Here is a 12,650-nt window from a genome sequence, read left to right as displayed (position 1 = left end):
CGGCTCGATGTCGGAGAGCCGGACCTCATCGGGCCAACCATCGGCGCTGCTTTCGACATGGTGCCCGCAACGATACCAGCAGTAGCGCTTCCATGGCGGCCTGCCATTCCGGGGCGTCGTGCTCAGCCTTGGGCACCGTGGTGACGTAATGCGCCGCGTCCCGCAGGGTAACGAGCGGCTTGCCGCCTGGCACCGGGACCCGGTTGAGAGAACGCGGCGCGAAACTCCCACGAGGGGAGAAGGTGGCCCCAGCGCAGCTAGGCCACCGACACCATAAACTCAGGGGAAAGCGGTCGGGGGGAACGTAGGTAGCGCTCTCCCGCTACCAATCTCACCCCGGAAACGGAACGATCCTCGAACGACTGTTTGAGAAGTGTTTCCAGATACCCTTCGATCCTGATTTCCGGCGCCTGTCCCCGAGGTCGGCCGTTTCGCCGTAAGGTATCGCAGGATATTCGGAGAAATGCGCCCGACCACTTTGCGTAGAGCCGCGGACTGAAAAACCGCACCACAGAAGCACATTCGATCTTTAGGTTTGCGAGAAATGCGATAAGTTCCGCAATCGGCTCAAGCCGGACAGAGGTATGGAAAATCTCACGCATTACCCATTGCTTTTATCGATAGCAGTCTTCCTCGCTCTGTGGCTGGCCACGTTGGCGGGCTCGTGGCTGCACAACCGCGATCCGAAAGCCCGAGATGAGCAGAAAGAGGATCTCGGCATCATCCTAGCGGCCACCCTGACGCTGCTCGCATTGGTTATCGGCTTCAGCGTTTCGATGGCCAGCAATCGCTACGATCAGCGAAAGAATTTCGAGGAAGCCGAGGCGAACGCGATCGGAACCGAAGTCCTGCGCGCCGATCTTCTTCCGCCGGCAGGTGCCGCCAAGGTGCGCGAACTTCTCGGCGCCTACCTCGATCAGCGTATTCTGTTCTACATGAATCCTGACGACGAAAGGCGAATCCAGATCGATCGGTCAACCAGTCAGTTGCAGGCCGAGCTGTGGGCCGCGGTCCGCGAACCGGCGATCGCACAACCAACGCCGGTGGCGGCGCTGGTGCTCGCTGGCATGAACGACGTGATCAATTCGCAGGGCTATACGCAGTCGGCGTTCTGGAACCGTATTCCCCGAGCCGTCTGGTGGTTGATGGTTGCCATCGCGCTCGTTGCCAACGTGCTGTTCGGATATCGGTCGAAAAGCGGACGAGCAGAGAGGAAGCTGAACCTCGTGCTACCCCTTGTCATATCGATCGCCTTTCTCATCATCGCCGATATCGACGCTCCGAGGCATGGCTTGATTCATGTCAATCCGCAGAATTTGGAAAGTCTAGCGAAGTCGCTCGGACGCTGAGCTTGGACGCCCGAGCAAGCTTGCCACAACCTAATTTTCTTTGCGCGCAACCTACTTGTCGATGTTTGCGGGCTCTTCGAGAGTTGATCAACGCCTCCGGAGGGCTTGGCGTTAGTGTTTGATAATAATGCCCATTTCGTCCGAATGGACGGAGCGCAATCGAGCACGTCGCGCAGCTCGATCCCGGACCGGCGTCATGACGCCCCAACCACTGTGCCGAATTTGCATAGCGCGCAGCCTCCATCGGGGTCACGATTAGGCAAGGGCGTGCTGTGCTGCAGCCATTCGATTGTCCGTGCGCTCTCGCGAGACTCATACGATTGACCGACAAGTCACGGAAAACAAATTCGACCAGAGGGAAATTATGAAACAGCTTTGCAGAAGCATGCCGTTCGCGCTGGCTCTCGCTGCGGCAGCTCTCGCGGCTCCGGCTTGCGCGCAGCAACAGCAGAAACCCAACATCCTCGTCATCATGGCCGATGACATCGGGTACTGGAATATCAGCTCTTATAATCGCGGCATGATGGGATACCGTACGCCGAACATCGACCGCATCGCCAACGAAGGCGCCATCTTCACCGACTATTACGGCCAACAATCCTGCACGGCCGGCCGCGCCGCGTTCATCACCGGCCAAAGCCCGCTGCGAACCGGATTGTTGAAGGTGGGATTGCCGGCGGCTAAAGAGGGATTGTCGGAAAAGGATCCAACCATCGCCGAACTGCTCAAGCCGCAGGGCTACGCCACCGGGCAATTCGGCAAGAACCATCTCGGCGATCGCAATGAGTTCCTGCCGACGGTACACGGTTTCGACGAGTTCTTCGGTAACCTCTATCACCTCAATGCTGAGGATGAGCCGGAAAATCCGGACTATCCGAAGAATCCATCTTTTAAGGCGCAATTCGGTCCGCGCGGCGTCATGAAGTGCGTCGCCAGCACCACGGACACGCTTGGCGAAGATCCCCGTTTCGGCGCCTGGGGTCGGCAGAAATGCGAGGACACCGGGCCGCTCACCAAGAAGCGCATGGAGACCATTGACGATGAATTCCTCAACGCGTCCATGAATTTCATCGATCGCGCCAATCGCGATAAGAAACCCTTCTTCGTATGGTTTAACCCGAGCCGCATGCATATCTGGACCCGCCTCAAGATGGAATCCCAAGGCAAGACCGGACTTGGAATCTATCCGGATGGTATGGTCGAGCATGACGGCCAGGTCGGCCAGTTGCTGAAGAAGCTTGACGACCTCGCCATCGCCAACGATACGATCGTGATCTACACCACCGACAACGGCGCCGAGACGTTCTCGTGGCCCGACGGCGGTACCACGCCCTTCCGCGGCGAAAAGAACACCAACTGGGAAGGCGGTTACCGCGTGCCGGCGATGATCCGTTGGCCCGGAACGGTGCCGCCGCGTACCGAGATCAACGAGATATTCTCAGCGGAGGATTGGGCGACCACCTTAGTCGCCGCCGCGGGCGAGCCCGCGGTCAAGGACAAGCTGCTGCAAGGCTATGAAGCGGCGGGGAAGACCTTCAAGGTTCACCTCGACGGCTACGACCAGCGCGAACTGCTCTCCGCCAACGGGCCGGACAAGCGCCGCGAGTTCTTCTACTGGACCGACGACGGCAACCTTGCCGGACTTCGCTATGAGCAGTGGAAGGCGGTGTTTCTGGAACAGAAGGCCGAAGGCTTCAGTGTCTGGCAACAGCCACTCGTTCAGCTCCGCCTGCCGATGTTGTTCAACCTGCGCTCGGATCCGTTTGAGCGAGCGCAACACGAGGCCGGCGACTACGTGAGATGGTTCATCGAACATGCGTTCGTGATCGTTCCGGCGCAAGGCATCGTGGGGCAGCATCTCCAGAGTTTCGTCGCGTTTCCACCACGACAGAAACCCGGCTCGTTCTCGGTAGAGCAGGCGATGGACAAGCTGAGGAGTCCGCCCGCGAACAACTAGCCTGATGTCATGGGTCTGGAAGGACGTAAATGAACAAGGCATCCCGTGAAACGATAATTTCGCCAATTGGCTTTAACCGCCGTACCGTCCTGTCGGCGTTGGCGGTACTCCCAGCCGTGTCTGGACCGCTCCTGACCACGTCGGTGCAGGCGCAGACCGCAGCGACCGGTAACGCGCTAGCTTCCTGGAACGAGGGAGCTGCGAAGCAGGCGATCATCGAGTTCGTTCGCGCTACCACGATGCAAGGCAGCCCCCAGTTCGTGACGCCCGAGGAGCGCATCGCGACGTTCGATCAGGATGGTACGCTCTGGGTCGAGCATCCAATGTATTCGCAAGTGATGTACTGCCTGGATCGCGTTCCGGCCGTGGTGGCGAAAAAGCCCGAACTCAAGAGTATCGAACCCTTCAAGACCGTGCTGTCGGGCAATCTTGAGGCTATGGCAAAATTCACGATGAAGGATCTCGAGAAGATCCTTGCCGCTACTCTGACTGGGATGCCGGTGGAGCAATTCAATGCTGAGGTGAAGCAATGGATTGAAACCGCCCGGGATCCGCGCTGGAAAAGGCTCTACACAGAGCTTGTCTACCAGCCAATGCTCGAAGTGCTGAACTACCTCCGCGGCAATGGTTACAAGACCTACATCGTGACCGGCGGCGGCCAGGATTTCGTACGGGTGTATTCCGAGCGCGTCTATGGCATCCCGCCGGAACAGGTCGTCGGCACCGTGGGCGGAACGAAGCTCGGTTATGACAAGGACGACAAGGCGTTTCTTACCAAGGAGCCGAAGCTTTTGCTCAATAATGACCATGCCGGCAAGCCCGAAGGCATTCACATGATGATCGGACGGCGACCCTGTGCCGCCTTCGGCAACTCGGTTGGCGACCAGCAAATGCTTGAGTGGACCGCCGCCGGATCCGGTGCGCGGCTGAAAATGCTTGTGCTGCATGACGACGCGAAGCGTGAATATGCCTACGGTCCGGCGCTGGGCCTTCCCGGCAGCAAGGTCGGCACCTTTACGCCGGCGCTTTACGATGAAGCGAGAAAGAATGAATGGATCGTCGTCAGCATGAAGAACGACTGGAGGCGCATTTTCGCTTTCGATGAACGCGATAGCTGATTCAGGAGGGAAACTGTCATGACCGATACCGTATTGCTGCCCCAGAGGTCGACCATCTGGTGGATATTCCTGCTGCAGGGGTTCGCAGGGATCATGCTGGGTCTCATGCTGGTGACCCAGCCCGGCGCAACGATCGTGGCGCTGGCGACGTTTCTGGGGTTCTACTGGCTCATTACCGGAACGCTAGGGCTGGTTCAGGTCTTCGTCGATCGGGCGACTCCCTGGATATGGTCCTTGCTCAGCGGCCTCGTCGGCATTCTTGCAGGTCTTTTTGTGCTGAGACATCCCCTATTTGCCGCGTTCACAGTCCCTACGATGATCGTCATCATTCTCGGCATTCAAGGCCTGGCTATGGGCGCGCTCCAGATCGTGGGAGGATTCAAGGGCGGCGGACTTGGGCCCATTATTCTCGGCGTGATCAATGTGTTGGTCGGACTATTGCTGTTGGGCTCGCCGATCGCGGCCTCGTTCGCTGTACCGATTGTGTTCGGTGTGCTGTTGCTCATCCAGGGCGCAGGATTGGTCATGCTGGCGTTTCGTGTCCGCGCCTGACAGCGCTCGTCCCGTTGGAATGCGTCTATGTTGCGGTCGAATATCATCGAGCGTTTCTCGAAATCTCGGGTGTCGAAGCGATGGGCCGTTAAAGGCTGCTCCACGCCACGTCACGACTCCGATGAACTGATCGCGAGATGGCACCCAGAGAACCGGCTTTTGGAACGAAATGAAAAGGAGGTTACCATGCGGCTATCAAGAATGTCCGTGCTGGCTTTTATCCTTACGGCGCCAGGATTGATAACCCATGCCGCGGCTCAGAATGCTCCTCAGTGCCCAATGTCGGGATCGCCATCGGGGTGGGGCGTCAACTCGATCGGCTATATTGAGATAAATTCGGGGACAAGCTGCTTATTCTCGCTGAATGTCAGGGGCGAAATATTGAGTTCGCGCGTGTCACAGCGGCCGAGGCACGGCAGGCTGCAACGAATAGATAGGTCGTCTTACGTGTACACGTCGCGCGCCGGCTATAGAGGTAGCGATACTTTCTCGGTGCGGGCGACAGGTACGAGCGCGTATGGTTCGGGTACGTCGGTCATCACAATCAACGCAACCCTGGAATAGTGACGATTGGCCGCGCCGTGGTCCACGACACATAGCCGCGATAGGAGCGCGTTCGAACAATGGGCTTCCATATCCCCGCCACCGTTATCGTCGCCGTCGTACTCATCGTGGTATCCTTGGCGATGCTTTTCAGATGGCACATCGTCTCGTCGTCGATCGGGGTTCACCGGCTCGACCGCTGGACAGGGAAGGTGGAGTTCTGCTCTGAACCGGACGGAAAGATTGTCTGTCACTAGGCACAGAGTGCGACGATCGTCGCCCGTAGGATGTGATCGAAATGAAATCCAAGGCGCAGCCGCGCGACTGGCGACGAATCCACCATTCACCGGCATTCTGGATCGGTATCTCGCTCTGTCTCGCGGCGATCACAATCTACGTGTTGTCGGATGATCTTGCCTGGCGGTCCACGTCACCAGGACATTGAGTGGAACCGCGGTACCGAGGTCTCGTCGCCACGAACATGAGTCGAAATAACCGCCGCCTCAAGGGGCACATTTCTTCACGCCGATCGAAGTCGAACCGGTGTTCCCCGAGTGTCCCCTCTCGCCTGTCGAGAGGGGCCGATAGCTTGCAGGGCGCAGCGGACGGGTCCGTCGGGCGGTTTGCTTCGACAAAATGAGGTAGGCGCGTAATCTAGATCACTCCGTTCGCCTCAGTAGCAGGGCGGGTAGGGATAGTATCCGCAGGCCGGCCGCCCATAGGGGTAGGCATAAGGCGCGGCATACGCTGCTGCGCCATACGCCGCCGCGCCGGCGGCACCAGCATACATCGCGCCACGGAACGCGCTGCGCCGGGCAACGCCGGCGAATGACAATGGCGTGAATGGCCGTCCGATAATGTCGATAGAAATTGCAGCGCCTCCGTCGCCGCCGTTGAGATCGCCTTCGAGTGTCTGAACGTTGAACGTCAGCTTATCGCCCTCCAGCTTCGGGCTTCTCAGAACGACGACGGCATCCTTCACCGAGCTATCCTTGCCGAGGACCGACACGGTCGCGTTCGGGGGATTCTTCGCAAAACTGTCGTCACCCGATCCCCAGTCCGCGATGACGTCGGCGGTGAGCTGATGGCCGGCCGCCCTGACAGGACGATCGGCGAATATGATGGAATTGGACGCCAGTCCGGTTAGCGTGAGGGTATCTCCCTGCAAGGTCGCGCCGCGCGAATTGAGCACGATTAACGAGGGCACAATCTCGGGTCGTGCCGCTGCGGCTGGTGTGCCGATCGTCTTCATCGAAGAGGGGACCGGGGACGTCTGGGCCAGTGCCATGTTCGCATTACAGAATGTCACCATCGCGAGCATTCCGGCCATCCGATGCAGTCTCATGGCGCCTGCCATATCGTTCTCCTTGTGAGTTTAGCCCAGCGTTAACGCGTTGGAAGCGGTCTCATCGGTGAGAAAGCTTTCGACCTCATCGTATCGGCAGGCTTGTCCGGGTGGCTATGCAGAAGCGGCAGAAAGCCAAGAAGGAAGTCCAATATCAAGCGATTGCGGCACTGCCGGCTTGGCTGCCAATCCCCCGCGTCGCGATCGCGTGCCTGCCCGTCGATCCATTTGACGCCGGCATCCAGGGCCGGCAGCGCGGGCGTGCTGGCACGGCAACGTTGGTCCGCGGGTTATTTCGAATCATTAATTCTGCGTCCAGCGCTGCGTAATGTGAAAACCTGCATTGCCCGGTCATAACGGCGGGCTATCGCGCGCCGAGTTCTCCATGGAGACTCGTTTTATGACCGACTATCTTTCGGACTACCGGACGGCACTATCCTTCCAGGCGCCGCGACGCTCGCCGTTCGCAGCGCGAAAACTCGCATTGATGGCATCTGTCTTGACCGGCATGTCCATCGGCGCTTACGGCTTCAGCTCCGCCTCGGGCGGGTTCGATATTCTTGGTAGTCCCGCGCACGCCGAAGTCGGCGGCGCCGCGCAGCCCGCGGGCTTTGCCGATGTGGTTGAACGCGTGAAGCCTTCGGTGATCTCGGTGAAGGTCACGATGAAAGAGAAGGCGGTCGATACGAGCAGGAAGGGCGAGAACGATGGCTCGCCGATGGAGCGCTTCTTTCACCAGTTCGGCGGCCCTGATGGGTCTCCCGAAGGCTCAGGGCGCGGCGGCCGGCACGGTGAAATGATCGGCCAAGGTTCTGGCTTTTTTGTTTCATCCGACGGATATGCGGTCACCAACAACCATGTCGTCGACGGCGCCGACAAGGTCGAAGTTACGACCGATGCGGGAAAGACTTATGCCGCCAAGGTCATTGGAACGGATCCGCGCACCGACGTCGCCCTGATCAAGGTCGAGGGCGGCTCCGACTTCCCGTTCGTGAAATTGTCCGAGAGCAAGGCCCGAACCGGCGATTGGGTGCTTGCGGTCGGTAACCCCTTCGGCCTAGGTGGCACCGTGACTGCCGGCATCGTGTCGGCCAGCGGGCGGGACATCGGAAACGGTCCCTACGACGATTTCATCCAGATCGACGCGCCCGTCAACAAGGGGAATTCCGGCGGCCCGGCCTTCAACCTGCAGGGCGAGGTTGTCGGCGTGAACACCGCGATCTATTCGCCATCCGGTGGCAGCGTCGGCATCGCATTTTCGATTCCGGCCGCGACCGTGAAGACCGCCATCGCGCAGCTGAAGGATAAGGGAAGCGTGAACCGCGGCTGGATCGGTGTTCAGAGTCAGCCAGTGACCCAGGATATCGCAGATAGCATGGGTCTGAAGCAGGCCAACGGGGCGTTGGTGGCCGATCCTCAGAAGGATGGTCCCGCTGCCAAAGCCGGGATCGATTCCGGCGACGTCATTATTGCCGTCAATGGTCAGTCGATCAAAGATGCTCGCGAACTGGCGCGCGTAGTCGGCAGCCTTGCTCCCGGCAGCACGGTCAAGCTCGACGTATTGCATAAGGGTAAAAGCAAGGTCGTGAGCCTCACCCTCGGCCAATTGCCGAACGTTCAGGAAGCCAAGGCAGAATTGGGTGTTGACGGGAAGGGCGCAACGCAGGGTGCAGAGATTCCGCGCCTCGGCCTGACAGTCGCGCCGGCTGGTAAGGAGAACGGCGCGGGCAAGGACGGTGGCGTCGTTGTCATGAAAGTCGACCCGAAGAGCGCGGCCGCCGATCGCGGGCTTAAAAAGGGCGACTTGATCCTGGAGGTTGCCGGCAAGAGTGTGTCGAATCCCGGCGACGTTCGCGAGGCGCTCGACGCCGCGCGGACGGACAAGAAGAACAGCGTATTGATGCGTCTTCGCTCCGGCGATGCGTCCCATTACGTCGCTGTGCCGCTCTCAGACGGCTAGACCCTGGTTGGCAGCGGCCTTGCCGCTGCCAACCGTTATGGGAGCCACTCGCACCGGTCAGCGGCCTTTCCGGTATCAACGCGTCGCAGCGCCGACGGAAGCCATCACTATGAAGACCTTCCGAGGCGCGGTCATGTGCAGGACGTCCGACAATGAGTTCATAAAGCTGCGGATTGCACGGGCCTATATCAAGTTATTGTGCCTTCCAGAAGGTGATTCGAGGGTCGTCACGCTCGCGCACATCGGCAGCTGCGAGGTTCGCATGTTTGACGGCTCGCAAGACGGCGCCAGCTCGGCATCGCTGTTCTCGATTGAACTCTTCGATCATGATGCGGGCTCGCCGGTCGAATCTCGCGCCTGCTTCGACATCGAGCAGGGAGCGGCTGCATATCAGGAGTTCATCTCGCGGTAAGCGTTTTCGAGCGGATGTGCCGTGCGTTCAATGTTCACTGGGCCGGCAAATGAGACAGCATCGTCGAATGCAGCCGACGCAAGTGCTTGTTCCTGGCGGTACGCCATCGAACTCGATCCTGACGACATATTCGCAGGAGAGCACTGGCTCGTGAATTCTGGAATTGATTGTAGACCGCGCAACGCTGCCTCGGCACGCGCCGTGATCAGAATTGTCGGATCTTTATGCCCTTGCTCATAAGATGCCGCCGAAGCGCCAACCAGCTCATTTCCGGCCGTTGGAAGATCGACAATCAGACAGTCCGGACGGAAGACAGGCAGCAACGCCGCCAGAAATTCCTGTCCTGATCCATAAGCGCGGGCGCAAAATGCGTGTGAACGTAGCAGGCGGATCAAGGCCCTAAGCACTGCTGGATCATCGTCCACGATAGCGACCATGAGGGAGCTTTCGCCAGAAACGACCATCGCAGTTAGATCGGGCACTGGCGATCCGGCTTTGGGCCGATAGGTGCGTCCAAATTCGAAAAGGTGAGCATGCTCGGGCGGCGAACGAGATCGGCCATGTGCGAATGCCCGGCTCTTCCATCGTCCGACCCGGTGGGACCTTGATGGTTTTTTCAACCGAAACCAGCTCGTCAGCAACCTGCTTGGTGACCCGGGCCCCCTCAGACACCCAGAGCAGTACCATGTTGCGTATGTCGAAGGCCTGGGAGCACAAATTTGCCGAAGGTGCATAGCGCCGATTGTTCGAGCCTGCCACGTCTCTTGAGTCGGCAACGGAAGTAAACCAGATGACGCAGGGGTGACAGCATGTGGAAAGTGCTATTGGTCGCGACGACAGTACTGGCTGCGGCGAGTGCGGGCGTTCGGGCGCAAACAGATCTCACTGCGTTCGCGGACGCCAACGGCTACATTGATGTCCAAGCGTTGACCTGCGCTGCCCTTGCGGGAACTTGGCAGGGGGATGCCGACAGGCTCACAACCTGGTACAGTGGCTGGTACAATGGGCTTGCAAAAAAGCACTATTTCAATATCGCTCGTTCGAAGGAACTCGAACACGAAGTTATCGTGTACTGCAAGGCCCATCCCGAAGTTCGAATTATCGATGCCATAGGTGTGATGCTCAAGGAAGAGCGGCTTATGAGTGGGTTTAAATGAGATAAGAAGCGCGTCCGGGCGTGATGAGCAATGTTTGTCAGGGCGTCTCTGTATGAGTGCGAACGTTTCGCGGGCGTCCTGAGGTGCTGGCAAAACGGCAGTGCCAGCGCGGTTGTATGGCGGATTTGACGGCCGGCTTCAATTCGTCTGTGATTTGATCGATTTGTCGCTAGTTAGTTGATTACATAGGTTTCGGCCATCTCGTCGCAGTGCTCGGGTCTCCAGGAGGCTACTTGCGGCAAATCGGCTCAAATGGGTATCTTCGCCGAAGTCGCGCTTGCACCGGACTTCTCGCTGTCGGCTGGCTTGCACTTTGCGTCCCATCGACTGGGATGGTCACACAATCACAGGCGCAGCAACTTCTCCAGAGGCGCAGCAACTGCTGCCAGACTCGCACATTGAACTTGCAGACCAGGATCGCTTCACCTGGACTGTGAGGAAAATTCCGCCCAGCTTTACATGAATGAGATTTACTGGCTGCAGTACTCGACCGAAACCCCGGCGATTGTTCGTGATTCATTTTTGCAATATGTGCTGAGAAGCTTCGAATTTACGCGCGACAATTTCAATGGATCGAAGTCGCAGGCTTGGACTGCCGGTGGCTGGTTGGCATTTCGATCCGGGCTTATCGGTGACGTGTTCGGAGTGCACGCAGCCGTCTATACTTCGCAACCGATTTTCGCTCCTTCCGATGAAGGTGGCACCAAACTATTGGCACCCGTTCAAAACTCGATAGCCGTGCTTGGCCAGATATGGGCGCGTACAGATCGGAGACCAGGAAGTTCGAGGCGGCCGCCAATTGGTGGACACGCCTCTCATCAATCCGCAAAACAACCGAATGGTGCCCAACACGTTTGAAGCCGCCACTCTGGTCTCCCTGCCGGACAGAGATCGTAACTACGATTACTCGGTCGGTTATCTCTGGAATATGAAACAAAGAGACTGGAACACCTTCATTCCGCTGTCGGATGTTGTCGCCGGCAGGAGCGATGTTGCGAACCATGGTGCGGTCTTCGGGATGATCAGATACCGGCCGGTTCGGTCTCTCGCTTGCCGCCATGGACTACAACGTCCAAGACTTCGTCAACACAGGCTTCGCGCAGGTCGACTACGATTTCAGGCAACCGAAGGGGGTTCCAAATGGGATCATCGGCGCGAAGGTCATCGATCAACGAAGCGTTGGAGCCAACCTGCTCACAGGAGTTTCCTTCGAGACCTTTCAAGCCTCCACAAAGGCGCAGATTCTTTACGCCGGATGGACGAGAGCTGGTCCCGGTTGTCTGAACAGAATCTCCGCGTTGATAAGTGGAGCTTCTGCCGGGGTTAGGCTGCCAAGCGGATTGGCAGCGGGGTGAAGTAGGCTTGATCCGGTGTGCTGCCGTCAAGGCTCGAATGGGGACGGCCGATCGAGTCGCGCGCCTCGCTGACGGTCTCGTAGGCCCGCAGATACACCTCCTCGTACTTGACGCTGCGCCACAACCGCTCGACGAACACGTTGTCCCGCCAAGCCCCTTTGCCGTCCATGCTGATGGCGATGCCGTTGCCGGCGAGCACGGCGATGAAGGTCGCACCGGTGAACTGCGAACCCTGGTCGGTATTGAAGACGTCAGGCCGGCCGTGCCGCGCCAGGGCATCCTCCAGGGTCTCGACGCAGAAGGCCGCTTCCATCGTGATCGACAACCGCCACGACAAGACACGTCGGGTAGCCCAATCGAGCACGACAGCGAGATACACGAAGCCGCGCGCCATCGGGATGTAAGTGATGTCCATCGCCCAGACCTGGTTCGGACGCGTGATCTCCATGCCGCGCAGCAGGTAAGGATAGATCTTGTGGCCGGGCTCCGGCTTCGTGGTCCGAGGACGGCGATAGAGCGCCTCTATCCCCATCCGCCGCATCAGCGTTTTGACATGCCGGCGGCCGATCTTGCACCCCTCGGCAGCCAGCAGGCCTCTCAACATCCGCGAACCGGCGAAAGGAAACTCCAGATGCAGCCGATCGAGACGCCGCATGACCGTGAGATCGGCGTCCGACACCGGGCGCGGCAGGTAATAGACGCTGCCACGGCTGATCTGCAACACTTCCGCTTGCTTCGTGATCGACAAATCGTGCTCGCGGTCGATCATCGTTTTGCGCTCAGCAATCCCGCCTTGGTGAGCGCGCTTTCTAAAAAACTGATCTCGGCGCTGCACGCCCCCTGTGGGATAGAAACGGGTTAGTGATAGACTGCGTTCGGAAGGGAGCGGCCGATACGATTTT

Annotated in this window: 11 protein-coding genes; 8 read left to right on the top strand and 3 right to left on the bottom strand. The window is 58.9% G+C overall.

The genetic code is table 11. From position 1 onward, the window contains the following. The first annotated feature begins 584 nt into the window (after positions 1-584). The 4 genes from ABIB99_RS39290 (at position 585) to ABIB99_RS39275 (ending at position 4,976) form a co-directional block, all read left to right on the top strand. Entirely contained in the window at positions 585-1,349 is a 765-nt protein-coding gene (locus ABIB99_RS39290; RefSeq protein ID WP_354116480.1) for a bestrophin-like domain, read from the top strand. 364 nt (positions 1,350-1,713) lie between these two features. Next, positions 1,714-3,306, top strand: a complete 1,593-nt coding sequence (locus tag ABIB99_RS39285; protein WP_354116481.1) for an arylsulfatase — start codon at positions 1,714-1,716, stop codon at positions 3,304-3,306. A 29-nt stretch (positions 3,307-3,335) separates the two neighbouring features. Then, on the top strand, positions 3,336-4,424 hold the full coding sequence (locus ABIB99_RS39280) for an HAD family hydrolase (RefSeq protein ID WP_354116482.1): 1,089 nt from the start codon (positions 3,336-3,338) through the stop codon (positions 4,422-4,424). Between the two features lie 18 nt (positions 4,425-4,442). Then, positions 4,443-4,976, top strand: coding sequence for an HdeD family acid-resistance protein (locus ABIB99_RS39275; protein ID WP_354116483.1), 534 nt, complete (start codon positions 4,443-4,445; stop codon positions 4,974-4,976). 1,216 nt (positions 4,977-6,192) lie between these two features. Here ABIB99_RS39275 and ABIB99_RS39270 read toward each other — a convergent pair. After that, positions 6,193-6,876 (bottom strand): hypothetical protein, encoded by a 684-nt coding sequence (locus tag ABIB99_RS39270; RefSeq protein ID WP_502916679.1) that lies wholly within the window; start codon positions 6,874-6,876, stop codon positions 6,193-6,195. Positions 6,877-7,264: 388 nt separating this feature from the next. On the opposite strand from ABIB99_RS39270, the gene ABIB99_RS39265 reads away from it, so the two are divergent. Beyond that, entirely contained in the window at positions 7,265-8,824 is a 1,560-nt protein-coding gene (locus ABIB99_RS39265) for a Do family serine endopeptidase (protein WP_354116484.1), read from the top strand. A gap of 109 nt (positions 8,825-8,933) precedes the next feature. Beyond that, a complete protein-coding gene (locus tag ABIB99_RS39260; RefSeq protein WP_354116485.1) occupies positions 8,934-9,236 on the top strand; it encodes a hypothetical protein in 303 nt (100 codons plus the stop codon). Here the strand turns inward: ABIB99_RS39260 and ABIB99_RS39255 are convergent. Next, entirely contained in the window at positions 9,215-9,673 is a 459-nt protein-coding gene (locus ABIB99_RS39255) for a response regulator transcription factor (RefSeq protein WP_354122499.1), read from the bottom strand. The two genes, ABIB99_RS39260 and ABIB99_RS39255, sit on opposite strands and share 22 nt — an antisense overlap. Before the next feature lie 372 nt (positions 9,674-10,045). Here ABIB99_RS39255 and ABIB99_RS39250 point away from each other — a divergent pair, with 372 nt between their 5' ends. Together ABIB99_RS39250 and ABIB99_RS39245 are read left to right on the top strand one after the other, a co-directional pair. Further along, positions 10,046-10,393, top strand: coding sequence for an HdeA/HdeB family chaperone (locus ABIB99_RS39250; RefSeq protein WP_354116487.1), 348 nt, complete (start codon positions 10,046-10,048; stop codon positions 10,391-10,393). A gap of 459 nt (positions 10,394-10,852) precedes the next feature. Continuing rightward, entirely contained in the window at positions 10,853-11,251 is a 399-nt protein-coding gene (locus ABIB99_RS39245; protein WP_354116488.1) for a hypothetical protein, read from the top strand. A gap of 465 nt (positions 11,252-11,716) precedes the next feature. Here the strand turns inward: ABIB99_RS39245 and ABIB99_RS39240 are convergent. Next, the coding region (locus tag ABIB99_RS39240; protein ID WP_354181092.1) for an IS3 family transposase at positions 11,717-12,650 on the bottom strand (934 nt) is incomplete at its 5' end.

It is taken from the genome of Bradyrhizobium sp. LA6.1, assembly GCF_040547805.1.
Taxonomy (GTDB): Bacteria; Pseudomonadota; Alphaproteobacteria; order Rhizobiales; family Xanthobacteraceae; genus Bradyrhizobium; species Bradyrhizobium barranii.
This window is presented reverse-complemented; position numbering and strand designations above follow the sequence as displayed.

Bases quoted from the DNA above. Each gene is read 5' to 3' on its own strand.
- ABIB99_RS39290 (WP_354116480.1), top strand. From the start codon at position 585: ATGGAAAATCTCACGCATTACCCATTGCTTTTATCGATAGCAGTCTTC.
- ABIB99_RS39285 (WP_354116481.1), top strand. From the start codon at position 1,714: ATGAAACAGCTTTGCAGAAGCATGCCGTTCGCGCTGGCTCTCGCTGCG.
- ABIB99_RS39280 (WP_354116482.1), top strand. From the start codon at position 3,336: ATGAACAAGGCATCCCGTGAAACGATAATTTCGCCAATTGGCTTTAAC.
- ABIB99_RS39275 (WP_354116483.1), top strand. From the start codon at position 4,443: ATGACCGATACCGTATTGCTGCCCCAGAGGTCGACCATCTGGTGGATA.
- ABIB99_RS39270 (WP_502916679.1), bottom strand. From the start codon at position 6,876: ATGGCAGGCGCCATGAGACTGCATCGGATGGCCGGAATGCTCGCGATG.
- ABIB99_RS39265 (WP_354116484.1), top strand. From the start codon at position 7,265: ATGACCGACTATCTTTCGGACTACCGGACGGCACTATCCTTCCAGGCG.
- ABIB99_RS39260 (WP_354116485.1), top strand. From the start codon at position 8,934: ATGAAGACCTTCCGAGGCGCGGTCATGTGCAGGACGTCCGACAATGAG.
- ABIB99_RS39255 (WP_354122499.1), bottom strand. From the start codon at position 9,673: ATGGTCGCTATCGTGGACGATGATCCAGCAGTGCTTAGGGCCTTGATC.
- ABIB99_RS39250 (WP_354116487.1), top strand. From the start codon at position 10,046: ATGTGGAAAGTGCTATTGGTCGCGACGACAGTACTGGCTGCGGCGAGT.
- ABIB99_RS39245 (WP_354116488.1), top strand. From the start codon at position 10,853: ATGAATGAGATTTACTGGCTGCAGTACTCGACCGAAACCCCGGCGATT.